Below are 18,501 nucleotides of genomic sequence, written 5' to 3'. Positions count from 1 at the left end.
GCGGTTTGCGGCGCGCAAAAATGTGACAGGAGGAAAACATGTTAAACACAAATTACTCGGAAAAATTTGCAAAGGAAGGCCTGACGTTTGACGATGTTCTGCTGATCCCGGCTGAATCCAACGTATTGCCCAAGGAGGTGGATTTAACCACCCGGCTTACGAAAACCATCAAGCTGAACACGCCGTTGATGACGGCCGCCATGGATACCGTTACGGAAAGCAACATGGCGATTGCGATCGCCCGTGAAGGCGGCATTGGCATTATTCATAAGAATATGTCCATTGAAATGCAGGCCGACATGGTGGACCGGGTAAAGCGTTCGGAAAACGGTGTTATTGTGGACCCGTTCTTCCTTTCTCCTCAGCATTACGTGCATGATGCGAATGAGATTATGGCGAGATACCATATTTCCGGCGTGCCGATCTGTGAAAACGGCAAGCTGGTGGGCATTATTACAAACCGCGATTTACGCTTTATGACCGAAGAGGATTACGACCAGCCGATTTCCGCCGTAATGACAAAGGAAAACCTTGTTACGGCTCCGGTTGGGACAACCCTTGCGCAGGCGCAGGAAATTCTGCGCAAGCACCGTATTGAGAAACTGCCGATCGTTGACGACCAGGGCAACCTCAAGGGTTTGATTACCATAAAGGATATTGAAAAAGCGGTGCGTTACCCGAATTCCGCGAGGGACACGGGTGGCCGCCTGCTTTGCGGCGCGGCGATTGGCGCGACGGGCGATGTTCTTGAGCGTGTTGCCGAGCTGGTAAAGGCACAGGTTGACGTTGTTGCGCTCGATTCCGCCCATGGGCACAATAAGGACGTCATAGAAGCCGTCAGACGCGTGAAAAAGGCGTTTCCCAACTTACCGCTCATCGCGGGAAATGTCGCGACAGGAGAGGCCACAGAGGCCCTTATTGAAGCGGGCGCGGATTGCATTAAGGTCGGCATGGGGCCGGGCTCCATTTGTACCACCCGTATTGTCGCCGGCATCGGTGTGCCGCAGATCACTGCTGTTTACGATTCTGCCTGTGTCGCCGCGAAATACGATATTCCGGTGATTGCGGACGGCGGCATTAAGTACTCCGGCGATATTGTTAAGGCGCTCGCCGCCGGCGCAAATGTCGTCATGGTCGGCTCGCTGGTCGCGGGCTGCGAGGAATCCCCCGGTGAAACCGAGTTGTACCAAGGCCGTCAGTTCAAGGTCTACCGCGGAATGGGTAGCCTTGCCGCGATGGGACAGGGCAGTAAGGACCGCTACTTCCAGCAGGATCAGAAAAAGCTGGTTCCGGAGGGCGTCGAGGGCCGTCTGCCGTACAAGGGGCCGCTCTCTGATACCATTTACCAGATGGTGGGCGGTATCCGTGCCGGCATGGGCTACACCGGCTGCAGAAACATTGAAGAACTGCATGAAAAGGCTCAGTTTGTCCGTATTACGGGCGCCGGCCTAAGGGAAAGCCATCCGCACGATATTCAAATTACCAAGGAAGCGCCGAACTATTCAATCCAGTAAGTATAATCTTATAAAAATATACAAATAGGATTCTAAAACCGTTTACTACAATTCTGGGGAAGGTAGGATTTCTGTATCGGATTCGTCTCTTTTTCCCGGGAAATACCGGACGGAAGAAGAAATATTTAGAATTTCAAATATTTTGCAAAAATGTGTTGACAAAACACAGCATTATCGGTTATAATATAAAACGCTCCGCTTTGAATTTTAAAGCGGAGATAGATGGCGGCATAGCTCAGTTGGCTAGAGCATTCGGTTCATACCCGGAGTGTCATTGGTTCAAATCCAATTGCCGCTACCATATACGGCCCGGTGGTCAAGCGGTTAAGACACCGCCCTTTCACGGCGGTTTCACGAGTTCGAATCTCGTCCGGGTCACCATAAAAAACAGATGTACCCTCGAAGTTCGGGGGTATATTTCATATGGACGCATAGCTCAGCTGGTTAGAGCGCTCGCTTCACACGCGAGAGGTCATGGGTTCGAGTCCCCTTGTGTCCACCAAAAAGAGACAGCACTCATTTGAGTGCTGTCTCTTTTTGCGGGCTAAGGGCTTGGCGGGAATCCCCGGTTTAGGCAGGAAAAACACCCCCTGTCTAGCAGATCCGTAGGCTCTTGGGGCGTGCAGGGAAAGATGGGGGCGAAGGTGGTGTTGACTCCGAGCAAGCCTAGCCCCTTCTTAATAAAATAGGAAAAATCCCCAAAGCGGTTTGGCGTGCACGCCTGCGGGCGTACATTCTTCCACTTCGTTTTGTGTAAATCCGGCGGCTTACGCCGGTTTTTTTCTGGCTGCGTAAATCATAGATCTTTCTGTATAAAGGAAATACAGCTTAAGATGGAATGCTCCACCATATCGCTGACTGTCTGATCGGTATAAAACGCTGTATGCGGCGTAATTATGACATTCGGAAAGGAATTTAAGAGGGAAAGTTCCCGGTTGTCCAATATTTCGCTCTTTAAATTATGATAATAGAGGTCCGACTCCTGTTCCATTACATCCAAAGCCGCACCACCGATTTTTTTCTTTTCTACTGCGTCAATCAAAGCCTTTGTGTCAATCAGGGAGCCCCGGGCTGTGTTCACAATATATACGCCATCCTTCATCAGCGCGATCGAATCCTTATTAATCAAGTGGAAATTTTCCTTCGTCGCAGGTGCGTGCAGCGTTATAATATCACTCTCTGCAAAAAGCTTCGCAAGCGGGACGTACGCAACATCCTTCGCGATTTCTGCATTTTGATTTATATCATAGGCAATCACTTTGCAGCCAAAACCGCGCAAACATTGAATTACTGTCCGGCCGATCCTTCCGGTACCGATTACCCCAATCGTTAAATTATGCAGTTGTTTTCCCTGCACTCCATCATCCAATGAGTAATCTTGTATATTGCTACGCGCCAAGATAGTTTTGATTTTACGGATTGCCATCAGAATCAGCATGACGGTATATTCAGCCACACTGTAAGGGGAATACGCTACGTTTGCCACCTGGATTTCCAGCTTCTTTGCGGCGTCAATGTCAATATGATCATATCCGATCGTTCTTGTGGAAATGAATTTCACGCCGGCGTTATGAAACTTCTCCATTAATTCCGCATTGATCTTGTTTGTTAAAATGCTGATACATTCATAGCCCTTTGCCATATCTGCATTTTCAAGCGTTGGCGCCTCTTTGCATAGCGTGACTTCCACTTGATGCTGTTCGCTGAATTTTCGAAAATATTCCGCTTCGTCTTTTCTGCAGCTGTAGACCAGGATTTTCATTTTGCTACTCCTTTGATTTGTATATGCTAGATTTGGTTTCCCTAAGGGATAACATGGTATCCCGCGTCGGCAATTGCCTCGCAGATTTGCTTCCTGTGTTCGTGATTCCTTGTTTCCATCCGAACCTTCACAGAGCAGGCGTTTACGCCCATATTTTCCATCATTCGGTCATGGTGGATACTTACCACATTTGCGCCATGGTCGGCGATAATCGCGGAAATCTCCTTAATCCGGCCGGGTCTGTCCATTGTTTCAATGGTCAGATCGCCCAAACGCCCCGCTTTCAGAAGGCCGCGGCTGATAACCTTGGAAAGAATGGTCACATCAATATTTCCACCGGAAAGAAGGCAAACTGCTTTTTTCCCCTTGATGTCAATCTTGTTGAACATGGACGCCGCCACAGCGACCGCTCCCGCGCCTTCCGTAATCAGCTTGTGCTGTTCTATCAGCGTGAGTATCGCGGTTGCGGTTTCGTCGTCCGTTACAGTAACAACCTGATCCACATACTTGGAACAGAAGTCGTAGGTCAGGTTTCCAGGGCATTTTACCGCAATACCGTCTGCAAAGGTGGATACGCTCTTAAGCTCCTCTATTTTATGATCCTCCAGCGATTTCGCCATGCTCGGCGCGCCGCTGGCCTGCACCCCGTAAACCTTGCATTTCGGATTCATGGATTTTATGGCGAAGGCGACGCCGGAAATCAGTCCGCCTCCTCCTACCGGAACGATCACCGCGTCCACATCGGGAAGCTGTTCTAAAATTTCCAATCCAATCGTCCCCTGACCCGCGATCACATCGGGGTCGTTAAACGGATGGATGAAGGCCGCGCCGCTCTCTTTTTGAAGCGCACACGCCTTTTTATAGGCGTCGTCGTACACCCCTTTTACAAGGCATACCTCCGCACCGTAGCTCTTGGTCGCCTCAACCTTTGAAATTGGCGCGCCGTCAGGAATACAGATCAGCGACCGAATTCCGTTTTTCTGCGCCGCGAGCGCAACGCCCTGCGCGTGGTTTCCGGCGGAACAGGCGATGACTCCCTTTGCTTTTTCCTCTTTTGTAAGCTGTGAGATTTTGTAGTAGGCGCCTCGCACCTTGAACGAGCCGGTTATCTGCAAGTTTTCGGTCTTTAAGTAAATCTGGCTTTCCGGGTAAATGCGCGGGGCGTGGATTAAATCTGTTTTACGGATCACATCCTTTAAAACAGAAGCGGCATGATAAACTTTATCTAATGTCAACATAACGATTCTCTTTTCATATCCTCATTGCTGTGCCGTCGGCCGCGGCCGGCGGCCTTGCTGTGTTTATTCAACCAATGCAAATTGCTGCCATGGCTTTACGTGGTCAATCAAAAATAATTCCTCGTCGGCGATTCTTCCCACAACGTTTGTCTTACCGGAATTCTCCCTGTCTTTCAGCGCAATCTGCAATTCCCCGGTGTAATTTTTATAGTACATATTATCAATTGTAATATCCCCGCGTTTAATATTTCTCGTGTTCACCGGGGCAAATCCATTTCCGTCGTATTTTACCCTGCTTTTGCTGGACCGTATCATATATTCGGAAACATCCCCTCGATTCAAATGAAGCCGGTTCAGAACAATATCCCTTTCCAGATCGGAGATATTCTTTTCCAAATGGACATGGAAAGTCAATTTATAGGGATCGACTTCGCTCAAGGCCTTCAGCTCTTCATCTGACGCAAAAGCATTCGCGATGATTACGTCGTCAATCAGATTCGTCGAAAAAAGATGTTTTGCCTGTACCTGTATCGGCAGATTCCGATGTTTCTCCAAGGTGCATAGCCCCTCATTGACGGGCCATGGGCCGAAACTCGCGCTTTTTGAAGAAACAAACGCGGCGGTCCGGATATTAAACTTTTTATATTGTTCGTTGCACTTCATGAAATGATCATAAGAAATTCCGGAATATTTATGAGGATAAAAATTATGGCACCCTAAGAGATTATCCGGGTTAGGCTGATAGCTGAAGATATTATCCAGATATTTTGTGCCGGCGCTCATGTTCAGCTCGATTTTCAAGCCAAATAAATTGAAGGACATGGCGGCTTCCTCCAGCCCTGTAAAACCATGATCCAGGCGGATGCCATAAAGCCCCATTTCTTTAAAAATATGAAGGTCGTCATAGCTTATCCCGAGGTGCTGAAACACCGATGGGTCAACGTCTGCAATTACTTTCATCCCGTATTGATTCGCATGAGCGACCGTTTTTTTAAACTCGTCGATGATTTTTTCTTTCTCTCCCTCGACGGAGAGAAGGCAGGTAAATACCCTTTTGAATCCATATTTACTGGCCCTGTCAATGTAGGCTAAATTTTCCTCTAATTTTGCATGGGCTGGGTAAACGGAAAATCCAATTGTTCTCATAGCTTTTCTCCTTGTTTAAAAAATTTGCTTACTTGTCTTAAATAAGCAAGCGGTGGCGCGCTTTTTCCCGTTGCTTTTGCTTGTTTCGCAACCGGATGTTATATAAGTGCTTAGGTGGCTTTTTTACAAAGCCACCTAAAAATCACTTATATTACTGCTTTACGGTTTTTATTCCTTATTGTTTTCATATAATTTTTCCTGCTCACAGTATTTTTTGTCTTGCGCTTTGATAAAGGGTAGGTAAATCAAAAACGATATAACGATTTCCACGGCTTGCAGAATGGCTCCCCTTATCCCTGAAACAAGGAATCCGCCGATGATCGGGGGAGTGGTCCAGGGAATAATTACGCCGTTCGGCGCCGGAACGAGCCCGGCGGCCATCGTGCAATAGGTTATGACCGCTAAAATCAAAGGTGTGCAAATGAATGGAATGAGCAGGATCGGGTTCAAAACGACGGGCAGCCCGAATATGATCGGTTCATTGATGTTAAAAAGTCCCGGAAGAATGGAGAGTTTGCCGATTCTTTTGCATTGCTGGGATTTGCAGACAAGCAGCAGCGCAAGGCATAGGCCCAATGTGGCACCGCCACCGCCTAACCACAGATAGATGGAGTTGAATTGCTGCGTGATAATATGGGGTAGTGCCTCTCCTTTTCCAAATGCCAAAAGGTTGTCCGCCGACAAAGCTAGCCATATCGGGGTCATAACGGATTGTACAACATCCCCACCGGCGATACCGAACATCCAGAACAGGCCGATAAAGAAGTTTGCGATTATGACCGCCCCCAGGCTGTCGCCCAGCGAAACCAGCGGCAATTGCAGAACATTGAAGATGCAATTATGTATGGTGCCGAATGGAGTATATGCAAAGATTAATCTTATTATTCCAAAGGAAAATATGGTGATGGTTCCCGGAATAAGCGCGGAGAATGCCTTTGCAACGGTGGGCGGGACACCCTCCGGCATTTTAATAACCCAGCCTTTATTTGAGACAAAGCGCATGATTTCCGTGGCAAGTATCGCGGAAACCATTCCGACAAACAAGCCCTTGGAGCCGATCCATTCCATCGGGATAACGCTGTCGACCTGATAAACCGCCTTTGAGCCTTCCGGCGTAAAGTTTGTAACGAACGGTGTTAACACAAAGAAGGAAACAAGCGAAATGACTGCGGTGTTCAACCCGTCCTGTTTGTAATGGTTGGTTAAACTGTGCGATATTCCGATTATTACAAATATCGACATAATCGCCATGGAGGCGTGATAGGGGACTAAAAAGAAATCGCCCCAGTGTTTTCCGAAGATACCGGACATAAAATCCCCGTAGCCCGGGATCGGCAATTCTTCAATTAACAAAGATATGGCACCGATGATCAGGAGCGGCATTGCCAGCATAAAGCCGTCACGTATGGCAATCAGATAACGGTTGTTGGCGATTTTATCCGCCACCGGCATGATTTTTTCTTCGAGAAGATTTTCTTTTTTCTTCATGGGTGATCCTCCCTGTTCTGGTTTTCCATCATTTTTAGCGCTGTTTTCAAAACCTTTTCTCCATCCATCATCCCGTAATCCATACTGTTGATTACATCCACGGGTATGTTTTTTTCGCTGCATAGCTTTTTGGCCCTGCCCAATGCAAACCGGATTTGCGGCCCAAGCAGCACAACATCCGCGTCGTCCAGATGACTTGCCATTTCCGCTTCGGGAAAAGCATCAATCGATACATCCATTTCCATCGCTTTTGCCGCATTTTGCATCTTTGTAACTAATAAACTGGTAGACATTCCTGCAGAACAAAACAAAAGAATTCGTTTCATCAAACAGCCTCCTCAAAATTTTATTAAGCATCAATTTATTTCCAATCGTTTTGATAAATTGATGGGCTTACTTCGTTAGCTCCTTGGGAAATAGCCCTCTTCTTCCGCGGTACCAATGGGTTCCCCTTTGCTTAATTTAACCGCAAAGTCTGCAATCTTTTTCAACGAACCATTTAATCCGGTTCCCCCAACTTTGGGCGTTTCAATAATGTAGACCCGCTTTCGGAAAAGCTCCGTTCCCGTACTTTCTTTCGCCATCGCCGCAAAAGCCTGCACGTGGGCTTCGTTTGTCAAGGCTTCCGCCAGATAGCCGCAGCAGTCCCCATATCTTTTATGGTTTAAAGCCGGCCCGCAGATGACGACATCCGCCTTCAGATTTTTAATTATATCCGTGAGTGCCGCAATAGCCTTTTCCCGGTTCTCTAAAAAGTAATGGTCTCCGCATATTACCGTACCAACGATATCCGCGCCTTTCCGGAGCAGCATGGTCCGCAAAAGCATCCCCGTTCCTACTGCACCGGCCTGTGCTTGGGGTTCTATATCCATCCTTTCGTCACCACCCAGACCGGCCTGTACCTGATTTAAAAATTGAACTACTCTTATCATTTTTTTACGCTCCTTATGTATTTCAGCTCTTCCCAAGAATGGGATGGATCCATAATGGATGCCTACAACGCCAATGCCTGTTTCAAAACCTTCTCTCCGTCCATCTTTGCGTAGTCCGTACTGTCGATAACGGAAACCTTAATCCCCTTGGGCTCGAATTGCGCTTTCATTTTGTCAAGCGTGTACGCCACCTGCGGTCCGAGAAGCAAAATATCCGTATCATCCGCATATTTTTGGAAATCGCCTTCCGGCACCGCACGGATTTTTACATTTGATACGGATTTAATTGCCGCGGTATTCATCTTGCTTACCAGCAGACTCGTTGACATGCCTGCCGCGCAGACCAAAGTAATACGTTTCATTTCCCTTCCTCCTTATTTTTAAAAAATTTTTCATAAAGATCAATAAACTCTTTTGCGATATCAATAATCATGATCGCGCTCATTAAATGATCCTGTGCATGCGCCAAAAGTACGGACATATTTTTTATATTTCCGTCCGCCTCCTCCTGAATGATCTCCGTTTGGAACCGATGCGCCTCGGTCAAATATTCGCCCGCTTTGTCAATTTGAGCGCGCGCTTCCGCAATCTTGCCATTTTTCGCGCTTTGGATTGCTTCCATCGCCTGGCTTTTGGCATCCCCGCTATTTACAATAAGCTGCATAGAAATTGTTTCAATACTCATTTTCGTTCACCTTTTATATACAAATTTTACTTTCCTGCTCAAAGAATAAGCAATATTCATGCCAAAACGCTTCAGGGCATAAGAACTTTGGGCGTAAGCGCAATCCGGTATTGCCATTGTGGTTATCTGTTTCATGTGTTTTGAGTTTTGTTTGCGAAATAATTCACATTATTACCAATATTGCAGCACGAACATTGACTTTATTAGGCAGGTACACTATACTAACCTTGATTAAATCGTGATCTTGGGGGGCTTGAGCATGAAACGGATTGATATTGTGCGAAAAAGACTGGGCGAGCTGTCGGCACAGGGGGGAGTCACCGCCGGGGAACTTGCGAAAGACTTGGGGCTTTCGCGTGCGAATGTGAGCAGTGATTTGAATAGGATGTGCAAAGAGGGAAGTGCGGAAAAATTCGGAATAAAGCCGGTGTATTACAAAATTTCTTCCCCTGCGGCTGAACAGAATGCGGGGTCTTTGCTGGATCGTTTTGTCCGTGACAACCCGAGCCTGTACCATTGTGTCGAACAGGCAAAGGCCGCCGTACTGTACCCTCCGCATGGCATGCATATGCTTCTTTTCGGGGAAACGGGTGTGGGAAAATCCATGTTTGCCGAACTGATTTATCAATACGCACGCGAACGGAAATGCGCAGGGAAAGATGCGCCTTTCATCGTCTTTAATTGCGCAGATTATGCAAACAACCCCCAGCTTTTGGTCAGCCAGCTCATGGGAACAAAAAAGGGCACATACACGGGCGCGGATACGGACAAGCCCGGCTTGCTTGAAAAGGCGGACGGCGGATTTTTGTTTTTGGACGAGGTGCACCGACTTCCTCCCCAGGGACAGGAAATGCTGTTCACCTTTATTGACAGAGGCGTCTACCGGCGACTGGGTGAAACGGAAAATGAGAGGAAAGCGACCGTTTTGCTCATTTGCGCCACCACAGAAGACCCGGATTCCACTTTGCTGAAGACATTTGTCCGCAGAATCCCCATGATTATAAAAATTCCGAATTTAAGCGAGAGGAACATGGATGAAAGACTCAATCTGATCAGCCATTTCTTCCGCAACGAATCGGCCCGGCTCGGAAAGCCGATTTCCGTCTCCGTAAATTCCATGCGCGCCCTGCTGAGTTATTGCTGTCCTAACAATGTCGGCCAGTTGAAGAACGATATCCTGATTATCTGCGCGAAAGCGTATTATGACTATATTTCAGGCAAAAAAGAGGATTTGCGTGTGGTCAGCTTTGATCTGCCGGATAACATAAAACAGGGGCTCTATCTGGAAACCACCCATCGTCAAATTTGGAACCGGCTGATTGGAATCAATAAACGGTACTGTGTGTTTGACAGCAGCTCGAAGGAATTGTTGCTGCGGAATAACGAGGACGCAGAAAATATTTACGAAATGATCGAAAACCGGACGCAGGAGATGAAGGAGCGAGGTATCTCCGACGAAGAGATCAGCAAGGAGATCAGCAATGAAATCCGCCTGTATTATAAAAATTTTCTTGATATTTCAGAGCATCCGCAGGATTTCTCAAGCATAACAAACCTTGTCGGCGTTGAAGTAATGGCGGCAGTTGACAAAATTCTCATGGAAGCGCAGAAAACATTAGCCCGCAATTTTGGAAACAACATCCGGTATGGTCTGGCGGTACATATTTATAACTCCATTAACCGGGTAAGGCGGGGCCGTAAAATTATCAATCCGCAGCTGAATCTCATCCGCAAAGAGCATGCCGCCGAATTTTCCGTTGCGCTGGATAGCCTGAAAATTCTCAATCAAGAATTCAATATCACCATGCCCATTGATGAAGCCGGATTTTTGGCGGCGTTTTTTTACATTGCCCACCTTGACCACATTAAGGAAAACGAAAAGGTACAGGTGATTGTTGTTGCCCATGGTACCGCAACCGCCTCTTCGATGGCGGCCGTTGCCAACCGCTTGCTCGATATGAACTGCGTGATCGGGATTGATGCTTCACTAGATGAGAATCCGCAGAAGGTCTATTCCAGATTGAAAGAGTGCCTTCTGCGCCTGCCGCAGAAAACCAATGTGCTCCTGTTGGTGGATATGGGCTCTCTGACGAATTTTTCCTCCGATCTTGAGGAGGAACTGAAAATCCAGGTGAAAACAATCCCCCTGGTCAGCACGCTGCATGTGTTGGAAGCCGCCCGGAAGGCCGCTTTGGGATACCCCCTCGACTATGTGTACCAGGAGACTTTATCGGTAAATGAATTGCTTACGGAGACCTCCCGGTCAATGCCGAATAAGAACAAGCTGGCAAAGATGTTTATCCTCACGATTTGCACAACCGGGGAAGGAAGCGCACAGCTTCTAAAGAATATTTTGGACAGCCAGCTGAATTATCACAACGCTGTATGTGAAACGGTTGCGCTGAAGCTGGTGGACACGGAAAGCATTTCCACCCGACTGGCTTCCATCAGCAATATCGGGAAAATCATCTGTATCGTCAGCACGTTTAAAATCGATCTTGATGTGGCGCAGTTCGGGCTGACCGAGGTGTTGGAAGGGAATGCGGTGCAGGAAATACAAAGGATTATTGATAAGGAAAACACCCTAGTCGAAATTGGGCAGACCCTTGCCAACATGCTGAAAAATACCGATAGCCATTACATTTTTGAGGATATACGCGGCGTAATCCAGCAAATTGAAACGCAAATACAAAGGCAGCTGCTTTCCGACGTGCTAGTCGGCGTGTTTTGCCATATTGCCTGTATGGTTGACCGCATCCTGGGAAAATCCCCGCTCAGTAAATTTCCGGATAAACAAGCCTATATCGAAAAGAACAGCGGGCTTTTTAAAATTGTCCGGTCGTCCTGCGACAGATTGGAAAACAAATTTGAAATCCGCATTCCGGATGACGAAATCTGCTATATTGCCTCTTTTTTTATGCCAGAAAACTGCGTTTCCGAATAAATACAGCCCTTTTGCCTGTGGCGGAGCCGCGACCGAGTAAGCGGCCAAAGAAGGCGTAAAGAAGCAAAAACCCGCCCGCCGGATTTGCGAGGCGGACTTGAACCAAGGGCCGGCAATGCGGCGGATTCTTTTATTTGCGATATTGTTGGCATGAAAATTGCTTAATCTATTTGTGAAACACATCAATAAAGGAGATAATTTTGATTATGATATCACAACAAGTGAAAGTACAAAACAAAATCGGGCTGCATGCCAGGCCGGCTTCCATGCTGGTAACCGCCGCGGACAAATACCAGTCCCAAATCACCATTTGGAACGGGGATCGCTCCGGAAACGCGAAATCCATGATCAACCTGTTGGCCTTGCGCGTAAAAATGAATGACGTTATAACGATTCAAGCGGATGGAATCGATGAAAAGGAAGCGGTAGCCGCTTTGACAGAGCTTGTAGAATCGAAATTCGGGGAAGAATGAACCCTTGCGCAAAGGAGACGGAGACCATGAAAACAGGAATCAGCGTTTCAAAAGGGTATGCTGTGGGAAAAGCATATGTATTGGACACCGAGCAGCCGGCAAGCTTTCAAACTACTGCAGACAACCCGGGCGTTCAGGCGGATAGGCTGAAAAGGGCGCTGGAAAAATCAAAGGAGCAAATCGAAGAAATTGCGGCCGGCATCCGGGAGCGGTTAGACAGTAGAAATGCGGAAATCATTGAAAGCCATCTGAACTTTTTAAAAGATCCGGCGTTTATCGGCGAAGCCTTTTCGAAAATAGATCGGGAGTCTGTGTCCGCAGAAAAGGCAGTTGATGATGTAACGCAATCGCTGTATGATACTTTTTCTGGGTTCGACGACGATTATATGAAGGAGCGCGCCGCCGACATTCAGGATGTAGGGACAAGGATTATCCGCAATTTGGCGGGGGAGCAGAAGGAATTTGATTTCCGGCAACTGCCTGCTGGTACTGTGCTTTTCGCGCATGACCTTAAGCCCTCGGATACCGCCCAAATTTGCAGGGACAACGTGTGCGCCATAGTTACGGAAACAGGGGGAGAAACTTCCCACACGGCGATACTGGCAAAGGCGCTCGGTATTCCGGCCATGGTAGGCTGCAAGGAGATTCTTTCGTCCGTACAGACAGGAACCACCGTGGTTGTGGACGGTACAGCAGGCGAAATCCTTGTTAACCCCGGTACGGATTTGGTGAATCAGTATCTTACACGGATAGAACAGGAGAAACAGCAAAAAGAAAAAGTAGCCTGTTTCGCAAGAAAGAAAATTTTTACAAAAGAAGGCAGACGAATTCTGACGTTCGCCAATATCGGTGGCCTGAAGGATCTGGAAATAGCACTTGAAAACGGCGCCGAGGGTGTGGGGCTTTTCCGTACGGAGTTTTTGTTTATGGACAGAGGCACAATGCCGACAGAGGAAGAACAGTTTCGCGTTTATAAAGAAGCCGCAAAAAGATTGGACCGGAAAACGCTTACGATACGAACATTGGATATAGGTGGGGATAAAAGCCTTCCATACCTCAAAATGGAAAAGGAAAGCAATCCGTTTTTGGGGCTTCGGGCGATCCGGCTCTGCCTGAAAAATCCGGAAATTTTTGAAACGCAGCTCCGAGCGATTCTAAGGGCTTCCGTTTACGGAAATATCCGGGTCATGTTTCCGATGATAAGTTGTATGGACGAGTTTCAGCGGGCAAAAAGCGTCCTAGATTCCTGTAAGCAGCAATTAGAGCAGAAGGGCGTTCCGTTCGATTCTTCTATAAAAATCGGTATGATGATTGAAATTCCGTCTGCCGCTCTTCTGGCGGAGAAATTTGCGAAACAAGTCGATTTCTTCAGCATCGGCACGAATGATTTAATCCAATACACGCTTGCCGTGGACAGGATGAATGAGAGGATCTCGGATCTGTACAACCCGCTTCATCCCGCGGTTCTGCGTCTGATCCAGATGACGATTTCTGCCGCCCTTCAGGCGGGAATCCCCTGCTGTATGTGCGGGGAATTGGCGTCGGACGAACGGGCGATTCCGCTGCTGCTTCAATATGGGTTAAACGAGTTTTCCGTCAGCCCGGGTGTACTGGCGGAAATAAAAAGCGTCTTGCTTCAAAGCGTCGGTTCTTAATTTCCCCCGGAACAGCTCCAAAGGTGGGAGGCGGTTTTATGGATCTTTCGTACACGGAAAATCAGATACTTATCCAAAGCCAGAGCCAAAAGCTGGCTTTGACGACAGAAATGCGGGAGTCACTCGCGCTGCTGCAGATGCCGCTTCCGGAACTGAAGCAGAAGATAGCGCAGGCTGTCATCGAGAATCCCGTATTGGAATATGAGGAAGAATATCCGGCCGCAGCGGATGAATTGGCCGATTGTGCGCTTGGTGCCGACAGCGAAACCTACCAGGACGAGAAAGCGGTTTTAGAGCTTGCTAAACGGCTTTCCTCCGACGCCTTTTTTCCGGATTCCTACACAACGCATGGTACGGACGCGGAGGATTTTCTGCCGTTTGCCACGCTCACAGCAAAGGCAACCTTTACCGATTATCTTCTGGAACAGCTCAGGGAGAGGAAAACGGATGCGGTGACAGCGAAAATCTGTCGGTATATTATCGAAGACCTTGACGATCGCGGGTATCTGACCGATCCCGCGGAAGAGGTTTCGAAGAAGCTTCATGTCCCGCTGGAAACGATCCATAACGCCCTGGCGGTTGTCCGGCAGATGCAGCCCGCCGGGGTGGGTGCCGCAAACCTTCGGGAATGCCTTACCCTCCAGCTCCTGCAAAATCCGAGCTGCAATGGCCATCTTATAAAAATCGTTGAGGAGCACATGGAGCTGCTCGCTGAAAACCGGATCCCAGAAATTGCGAAAAGGCTTGCTTTGTCGGTTAAAACCGTACAGGAATACTGCAATATCATCCGACGGCTCAATCCAATTCCTTCCAGCGGATTTTATACGCAAAACGACGGCGGATTTGTCATTCCGGAAGCTGCGGTTTCAAAGGTGGGCGACGGCTTCGTCATTCAAGGCAATGACCGCGATCTGCCCCGTTTGTGTATCAGCGCCTACTACCGGCAGCTGGTGAAGAATCTGGATGACAAAGAAGCCATTGCCTATCTTAAGGATAAAATAAGGCAGGCCGCCTCTTTGATCAAGGGGCTGCACAACCGGAAAAGTACAATTTCGCGCGTTTTGGAAAGAATTGTGGAGTTCCAGAAGCCCTATTTTGAAAACGGGTATGCTTATTTAAAGCCTATGACGATTGCAGACATTGCCGCTCCGCTCGGGATGAACGAATCGACGGTGAGCCGCGCCATCCATGAAAAATACATCACCTGCCAATTTGGGACAATCAGTTTGAAATCCCTTTTCACTTCCAGAATCCCTTTGCAGGACGGCGGCGGCGCTCTTTCTTCCTTATCCGTAAGGCAGAAAATCCGGGCGATTATCGAAACGGAGGATAAATCAACGCCCCTTTCCGATGAGGATATTGCAAATAAAATGAATGACCTTGGAATCATCATTTCTAGGCGAACCGTCGCAAAATACCGCGGCCAGATGCGCATTCCGAAAGCAAAATTGCGCAGGAATTGTTATTCCGATTCCAAAACAGATCGGCAGGCTGCAATATAGAGCGTTCCGACTTGAAATTTTGCATAGAGGAAAGAAAAAGCCTCCCGCAGGATGGTAGCTGCGCCATCCTGTGAGAGGCTGAATTTTTATCATTTTGAAATTTTTTACTAAATTTCGTTTCTTTGTCGGGAAATCCTATTGAAAGCCATAAGATGTTATGATATATTATATTACAACAATATAACATTTATAGGAGGGCAATATGTTAAAGTTTGATGAAGCGAAAGTCTTACAGGACCATAGAAACGGAATCGAGCTGATTCCAAAGGCCGAAGCCATCGTTGACAGGATCTGCAAAAGGGGGTATTCCAATATCTTCTACATCGGAATCGGAGGAACGGTGCTGTACGCCGGACAGATGATGCATATTGTAAAGCAGCTTGGGGCTACAGTACCATTTTACTTAGAGAATGCCGCCGATTTCTGCCTGGAAGGGAATCCGTTTCTGAACAAGGATTCCGTAGTGGTCATCGAGTCCGTTTCCGGGGATACGCCGGAAATGGTGGCGGCAATGGAAAAAGTTCATCAAATCGGCGCGGAAATAATCGGATATATTGAAAAAAAAGACAGTCCATTGTATGATATATGTGATAATGTTATTAATACAATCGGAGCAGCGTATTACTTCTGGTACACGGTCACGCTCCGCTTCCTAAAAAACGCCGGGCAGTTCGATGCCTACGATACTTTTTTTCCCCAGCTTGCAAATATGCCCGAAAATGCCGTTCAGATTTACAAAGATGCGGACGCGGACGCAAAGGCGTATGCCGAAAAGTACTGCGATGAGCCGCTGACCTATCTTGTCGGTTCCGGAAATCTGGAAGACTGGGCAACCTGCCACGGGATGTGTATTATGGAAGAGATGCAGTGGATGCGCACAAGGCCGGTGTCGGCGGCGAATTTCTTCCACGGTACGCTGGAAGTAATTGAAAGGGAAACTCCGGTTATTCTGATTAAGGGTGAAGATAAAACCCGTCCGCAAATGGATCGTGTCGAAAAATTCGTGAATAAAATCAGCGCAAAGGTGATTGTTTTCGACACGAAAAAATTCAAATTAAACGGAATCAGCGACGAGTTCCGGTGGATTCTGGCGCCGATCGTGATGCGGTCCGCATTCCAGAGAATAAACGTGCATCTGGAATACTACAGAAGGCATCCGCTCGAAATCAGAAGATATTACCGGAGGCTGGATTACTGATTCCCGAAACGATACAGGAGAGAGTATGGAGGAACTTATAAGAGAAAAGGGAACACCGCTTTATCTGCAGTTGGCAGATGAGTTGAGAAAGCAGATTGAAGAAGGCATACTGAAGGAGGATGAGAGGATTCCTACGGAAAAAGAGCTGAGCGATAGGTATAACGTTAGCAGGATTACCGTGAGGAAGGCGCTGGAAATTCTTACAGACGAAGATCTGCTTACCCGAAAGCAAGGAGTGGGTACATTCGTGACCGGCAAGAAGCTGGTCAGGAACCTGAATACGCTTATGAGTTTTTCCCAGAACTGTATTCAGAACGGCGAAAAGCCGGGGACAAAATTCCTGTCCGCGGATATTGTGACCGCGATGCCAAGCGATGTGAAATATCTTCACATACAGAAGGGCGAAAAAATCATACGGATCCGCCGGTTACGCTACTGCAACGACGTGCCCGTAATGCTGGAGGAAAACCATTTCCCGCGAAAGTTTGCCTTCCTGCTTTCAGAGGACTTGAACCAGCCGCTTTTCAGCACGCTTGCAGCGCATAATGTAATCCTGAAAACGGGCACCAAAAAAATAGGCATCTGTTATGCCACAAAGGAAGAGGCGAAGGAACTGGGTGTAAAGGAAAACGAAGCCCTCCTTTATATGTGGGACACCTGTGCGGACGCCGACGGAAACCCCGTCTATTATGGAAAAAATATTATTAATGCAGACCGTTACACCTATATCCTTCAATTAGATGTGGATGAGGGCGCAAAATAACGGCCGAATATCCCGAAAGAAAACACAAAGGAGCAGCAAAGGAGCAGCCTAAGCTGCTCCTTTTTATTGCGCAATAATGCAAGAACGGAAATGCAATATCGCCGTATTCTGTATACTTTTTCATAAAAAGCAAATAAAATAACAAAATTTTTAGATAAGTTGAAAACTTATTGACAGTTTATTATATATATGATATAACAATATCAAGACAAGCGGTTCGTGATGATGTTATAATATGTTATAAGGAAGTTTTAAGATGATCAGAACACTAGGAATCGGGGATAACGTCTGCGACAAATACCTCCATATTTCAACGATTTATCCGGGTGGAAACGCCTTAAACGTGGCGGTGTTCAGCGCAATGCACGGCGCGCGGGCCGCGTACCTCGGAACCTTCGGGGATGACCTGGTCGGAAAGCATGTTTATCAAGCCGCGTTGGAAATCGGACTGGATCTTTCCCATTGCCGCTTTGCGCACGGGGAGAACGGCTGTGCCCGTGTCCAACTTGTAAACGGGGACCGCGTGTTCCTCACCGGGAATAAGGGCGGTATTTCCCGGGAGAAGCCCCCTGTGCTAACCGGGATGGACGAGGAATACATAAGCGGCTTTGATTTGGTCCATACAAGCGTGTACAGCTTTTTGGAACCACAGCTGCCGGTCATACGCAGGGCGGCCAGGTTCCTGTCCATGGATTTTTCCAACCGAATGGACGACGGCTATTTCCGGGCGTGCTGCCCCTATATCGACTGCGCGGAAATTTCCTGCGGCGATATGGAAGAGAGTAAGATCCGGGCGGCGATGGAGAAGATAATGATCTACGGATGCAAGCATATCGTCATTGCCACACGGGGTTCAAAGGGCGCGTTCGTTATGGTGGACGGGGATTTCTATGAGCAGTCTCCCCTATTGGTAAAGGCGAGGGACACAATGGGCGCCGGGGATGCCTTTATCGCGAGTTTCCTGACAAATTATCTTGACGGGATCGCGGACGCGGTGGATTTCGGTACCGGTTCCGGGAAAAAAGGGATCACCACCGCCGCGGAGTATAAGGATTGTCTAATACGCTTAAGCCTTTGCAGAGCTGCAGTTTTTTCTTCCGCTCAATGTCAGCGCGACGGTTCTTTCGGCTACGGAAAACAGGTCGAACTGACGGAAGAGGATAGAAGGGTCATGAAAAAGGAAAGCGTGTAAGAATAAAGA

The 18,501-nt window shown here is 47.8% G+C and carries 16 protein-coding genes and 3 tRNA genes; 11 read left to right on the top strand and 8 right to left on the bottom strand.

What is annotated here, in order from left to right; translation table 11 throughout:
- The first annotated feature begins 38 nt into the window (after positions 1-38).
- The 4 genes from guaB (at position 39) to CAGA_RS04665 (ending at position 2,016) form a co-directional block, all read left to right on the top strand.
- Positions 39-1,514, top strand: coding sequence for an IMP dehydrogenase (gene guaB / locus CAGA_RS04680; protein WP_135658307.1), 1,476 nt, complete (start codon positions 39-41; stop codon positions 1,512-1,514).
- A gap of 224 nt (positions 1,515-1,738) precedes the next feature.
- Positions 1,739-1,815 (top strand) — tRNA-Met (locus CAGA_RS04675).
- Between the two features lie 5 nt (positions 1,816-1,820).
- A tRNA-Glu gene (locus CAGA_RS04670) sits at positions 1,821-1,895 on the top strand.
- 44 nt (positions 1,896-1,939) lie between these two features.
- A tRNA-Val gene (locus CAGA_RS04665) sits at positions 1,940-2,016 on the top strand.
- A gap of 294 nt (positions 2,017-2,310) precedes the next feature.
- Here the strand turns inward: CAGA_RS04665 and CAGA_RS04660 are convergent.
- From CAGA_RS04660 to CAGA_RS04625, 8 genes are all read right to left on the bottom strand, one after another.
- On the bottom strand, positions 2,311-3,276 hold the full coding sequence (locus CAGA_RS04660) for a D-isomer specific 2-hydroxyacid dehydrogenase family protein (protein ID WP_135658305.1): 966 nt from the start codon (positions 3,274-3,276) through the stop codon (positions 2,311-2,313).
- Between the two features lie 41 nt (positions 3,277-3,317).
- Positions 3,318-4,514, bottom strand: a complete 1,197-nt coding sequence (ilvA, locus tag CAGA_RS04655; protein ID WP_135658303.1) for a threonine ammonia-lyase — start codon at positions 4,512-4,514, stop codon at positions 3,318-3,320.
- A gap of 63 nt (positions 4,515-4,577) precedes the next feature.
- Positions 4,578-5,660 (bottom strand): DUF871 domain-containing protein, encoded by a 1,083-nt coding sequence (locus CAGA_RS04650; protein ID WP_135658301.1) that lies wholly within the window; start codon positions 5,658-5,660, stop codon positions 4,578-4,580.
- A 168-nt stretch (positions 5,661-5,828) separates the two neighbouring features.
- Entirely contained in the window at positions 5,829-7,148 is a 1,320-nt protein-coding gene (gene celB / locus CAGA_RS04645) for a PTS cellobiose transporter subunit IIC (protein ID WP_135658299.1), read from the bottom strand.
- Positions 7,145-7,474 carry a PTS sugar transporter subunit IIB gene (locus CAGA_RS04640; RefSeq protein WP_135658298.1) on the bottom strand — a complete coding sequence of 110 codons (330 nt, stop codon included), beginning with the start codon at positions 7,472-7,474 and terminating at the stop codon, positions 7,145-7,147. The genes celB and CAGA_RS04640 overlap by 4 nt, the downstream gene beginning before the upstream one ends.
- A gap of 75 nt (positions 7,475-7,549) precedes the next feature.
- Positions 7,550-8,080, bottom strand: coding sequence for a glycine/betaine/sarcosine/D-proline family reductase selenoprotein B (locus CAGA_RS04635; protein WP_135658296.1), 531 nt, complete (start codon positions 8,078-8,080; stop codon positions 7,550-7,552).
- A gap of 62 nt (positions 8,081-8,142) precedes the next feature.
- Positions 8,143-8,442, bottom strand: a complete 300-nt coding sequence (locus CAGA_RS04630) for a PTS sugar transporter subunit IIB (protein WP_135658293.1) — start codon at positions 8,440-8,442, stop codon at positions 8,143-8,145.
- A complete protein-coding gene (locus tag CAGA_RS04625) occupies positions 8,439-8,765 on the bottom strand; it encodes a PTS lactose/cellobiose transporter subunit IIA (RefSeq protein WP_135658291.1) in 327 nt (108 codons plus the stop codon). The genes CAGA_RS04630 and CAGA_RS04625 overlap by 4 nt, the downstream gene beginning before the upstream one ends.
- A 259-nt stretch (positions 8,766-9,024) precedes the next feature.
- On the opposite strand from CAGA_RS04625, the gene CAGA_RS04620 reads away from it, so the two are divergent.
- From CAGA_RS04620 to CAGA_RS04590, 7 genes are all read left to right on the top strand, one after another.
- A complete protein-coding gene (locus tag CAGA_RS04620) occupies positions 9,025-11,709 on the top strand; it encodes a sigma 54-interacting transcriptional regulator (RefSeq protein WP_135658289.1) in 2,685 nt (894 codons plus the stop codon).
- 206 nt (positions 11,710-11,915) lie between these two features.
- Complete coding sequence (locus tag CAGA_RS04615) at positions 11,916-12,182, top strand: HPr family phosphocarrier protein (protein ID WP_135658287.1); 267 nt, start codon at positions 11,916-11,918, stop codon at positions 12,180-12,182.
- 26 nt (positions 12,183-12,208) lie between these two features.
- Positions 12,209-13,837 (top strand): phosphoenolpyruvate--protein phosphotransferase, encoded by a 1,629-nt coding sequence (ptsP, locus tag CAGA_RS04610; protein WP_135658285.1) that lies wholly within the window; start codon positions 12,209-12,211, stop codon positions 13,835-13,837.
- Positions 13,838-13,875: 38 nt separating this feature from the next.
- Entirely contained in the window at positions 13,876-15,339 is a 1,464-nt protein-coding gene (rpoN, locus tag CAGA_RS04605) for an RNA polymerase factor sigma-54 (RefSeq protein WP_135658283.1), read from the top strand.
- A gap of 202 nt (positions 15,340-15,541) precedes the next feature.
- The gene (locus CAGA_RS04600) at positions 15,542-16,537 is read left to right on the top strand and encodes an SIS domain-containing protein (RefSeq protein ID WP_135658280.1); all 996 of its coding nucleotides are present in this window, start codon (positions 15,542-15,544) and stop codon (positions 16,535-16,537) included.
- 25 nt (positions 16,538-16,562) lie between these two features.
- Positions 16,563-17,300 (top strand): GntR family transcriptional regulator, encoded by a 738-nt coding sequence (locus CAGA_RS04595; RefSeq protein ID WP_135658278.1) that lies wholly within the window; start codon positions 16,563-16,565, stop codon positions 17,298-17,300.
- 256 nt (positions 17,301-17,556) lie between these two features.
- Positions 17,557-18,492 carry a PfkB family carbohydrate kinase gene (locus CAGA_RS04590; protein WP_135658276.1) on the top strand — a complete coding sequence of 312 codons (936 nt, stop codon included), beginning with the start codon at positions 17,557-17,559 and terminating at the stop codon, positions 18,490-18,492.
- Positions 18,493-18,501: the final 9 nt, after the last annotated feature.

It is taken from the genome of Caproiciproducens galactitolivorans, assembly GCF_004768785.1.
GTDB classification, from domain to species: Bacteria; Bacillota; Clostridia; order Oscillospirales; family Acutalibacteraceae; genus Caproiciproducens; species Caproiciproducens galactitolivorans.
Note: the sequence above shows the minus strand (reverse complement) of the source record. Positions and strands in the feature narration are given on the sequence as shown.

What these genes read in the sequence shown, in the direction of transcription:
- CAGA_RS04600 (WP_135658280.1), top strand. Translation starts at nt 15,542, where the DNA reads ATGTTAAAGTTTGATGAAGCGAAAGTCTTACAGGACCATAGAAACGGA.
- ilvA (WP_135658303.1), bottom strand. Translation starts at nt 4,514, where the DNA reads ATGTTGACATTAGATAAAGTTTATCATGCCGCTTCTGTTTTAAAGGAT.
- CAGA_RS04620 (WP_135658289.1), top strand. Translation starts at nt 9,025, where the DNA reads ATGAAACGGATTGATATTGTGCGAAAAAGACTGGGCGAGCTGTCGGCA.
- CAGA_RS04660 (WP_135658305.1), bottom strand. Translation starts at nt 3,276, where the DNA reads ATGAAAATCCTGGTCTACAGCTGCAGAAAAGACGAAGCGGAATATTTT.
- guaB (WP_135658307.1), top strand. Translation starts at nt 39, where the DNA reads ATGTTAAACACAAATTACTCGGAAAAATTTGCAAAGGAAGGCCTGACG.
- CAGA_RS04590 (WP_135658276.1), top strand. Translation starts at nt 17,557, where the DNA reads ATGATCAGAACACTAGGAATCGGGGATAACGTCTGCGACAAATACCTC.
- CAGA_RS04640 (WP_135658298.1), bottom strand. Translation starts at nt 7,474, where the DNA reads ATGAAACGAATTCTTTTGTTTTGTTCTGCAGGAATGTCTACCAGTTTA.
- ptsP (WP_135658285.1), top strand. Translation starts at nt 12,209, where the DNA reads ATGAAAACAGGAATCAGCGTTTCAAAAGGGTATGCTGTGGGAAAAGCA.
- celB (WP_135658299.1), bottom strand. Translation starts at nt 7,148, where the DNA reads ATGAAGAAAAAAGAAAATCTTCTCGAAGAAAAAATCATGCCGGTGGCG.
- CAGA_RS04650 (WP_135658301.1), bottom strand. Translation starts at nt 5,660, where the DNA reads ATGAGAACAATTGGATTTTCCGTTTACCCAGCCCATGCAAAATTAGAG.
- CAGA_RS04615 (WP_135658287.1), top strand. Translation starts at nt 11,916, where the DNA reads ATGATATCACAACAAGTGAAAGTACAAAACAAAATCGGGCTGCATGCC.
- rpoN (WP_135658283.1), top strand. Translation starts at nt 13,876, where the DNA reads ATGGATCTTTCGTACACGGAAAATCAGATACTTATCCAAAGCCAGAGC.
- CAGA_RS04625 (WP_135658291.1), bottom strand. Translation starts at nt 8,765, where the DNA reads ATGAGTATTGAAACAATTTCTATGCAGCTTATTGTAAATAGCGGGGAT.
- CAGA_RS04635 (WP_135658296.1), bottom strand. Translation starts at nt 8,080, where the DNA reads ATGATAAGAGTAGTTCAATTTTTAAATCAGGTACAGGCCGGTCTGGGT.
- CAGA_RS04595 (WP_135658278.1), top strand. Translation starts at nt 16,563, where the DNA reads ATGGAGGAACTTATAAGAGAAAAGGGAACACCGCTTTATCTGCAGTTG.
- CAGA_RS04630 (WP_135658293.1), bottom strand. Translation starts at nt 8,442, where the DNA reads ATGAAACGTATTACTTTGGTCTGCGCGGCAGGCATGTCAACGAGTCTG.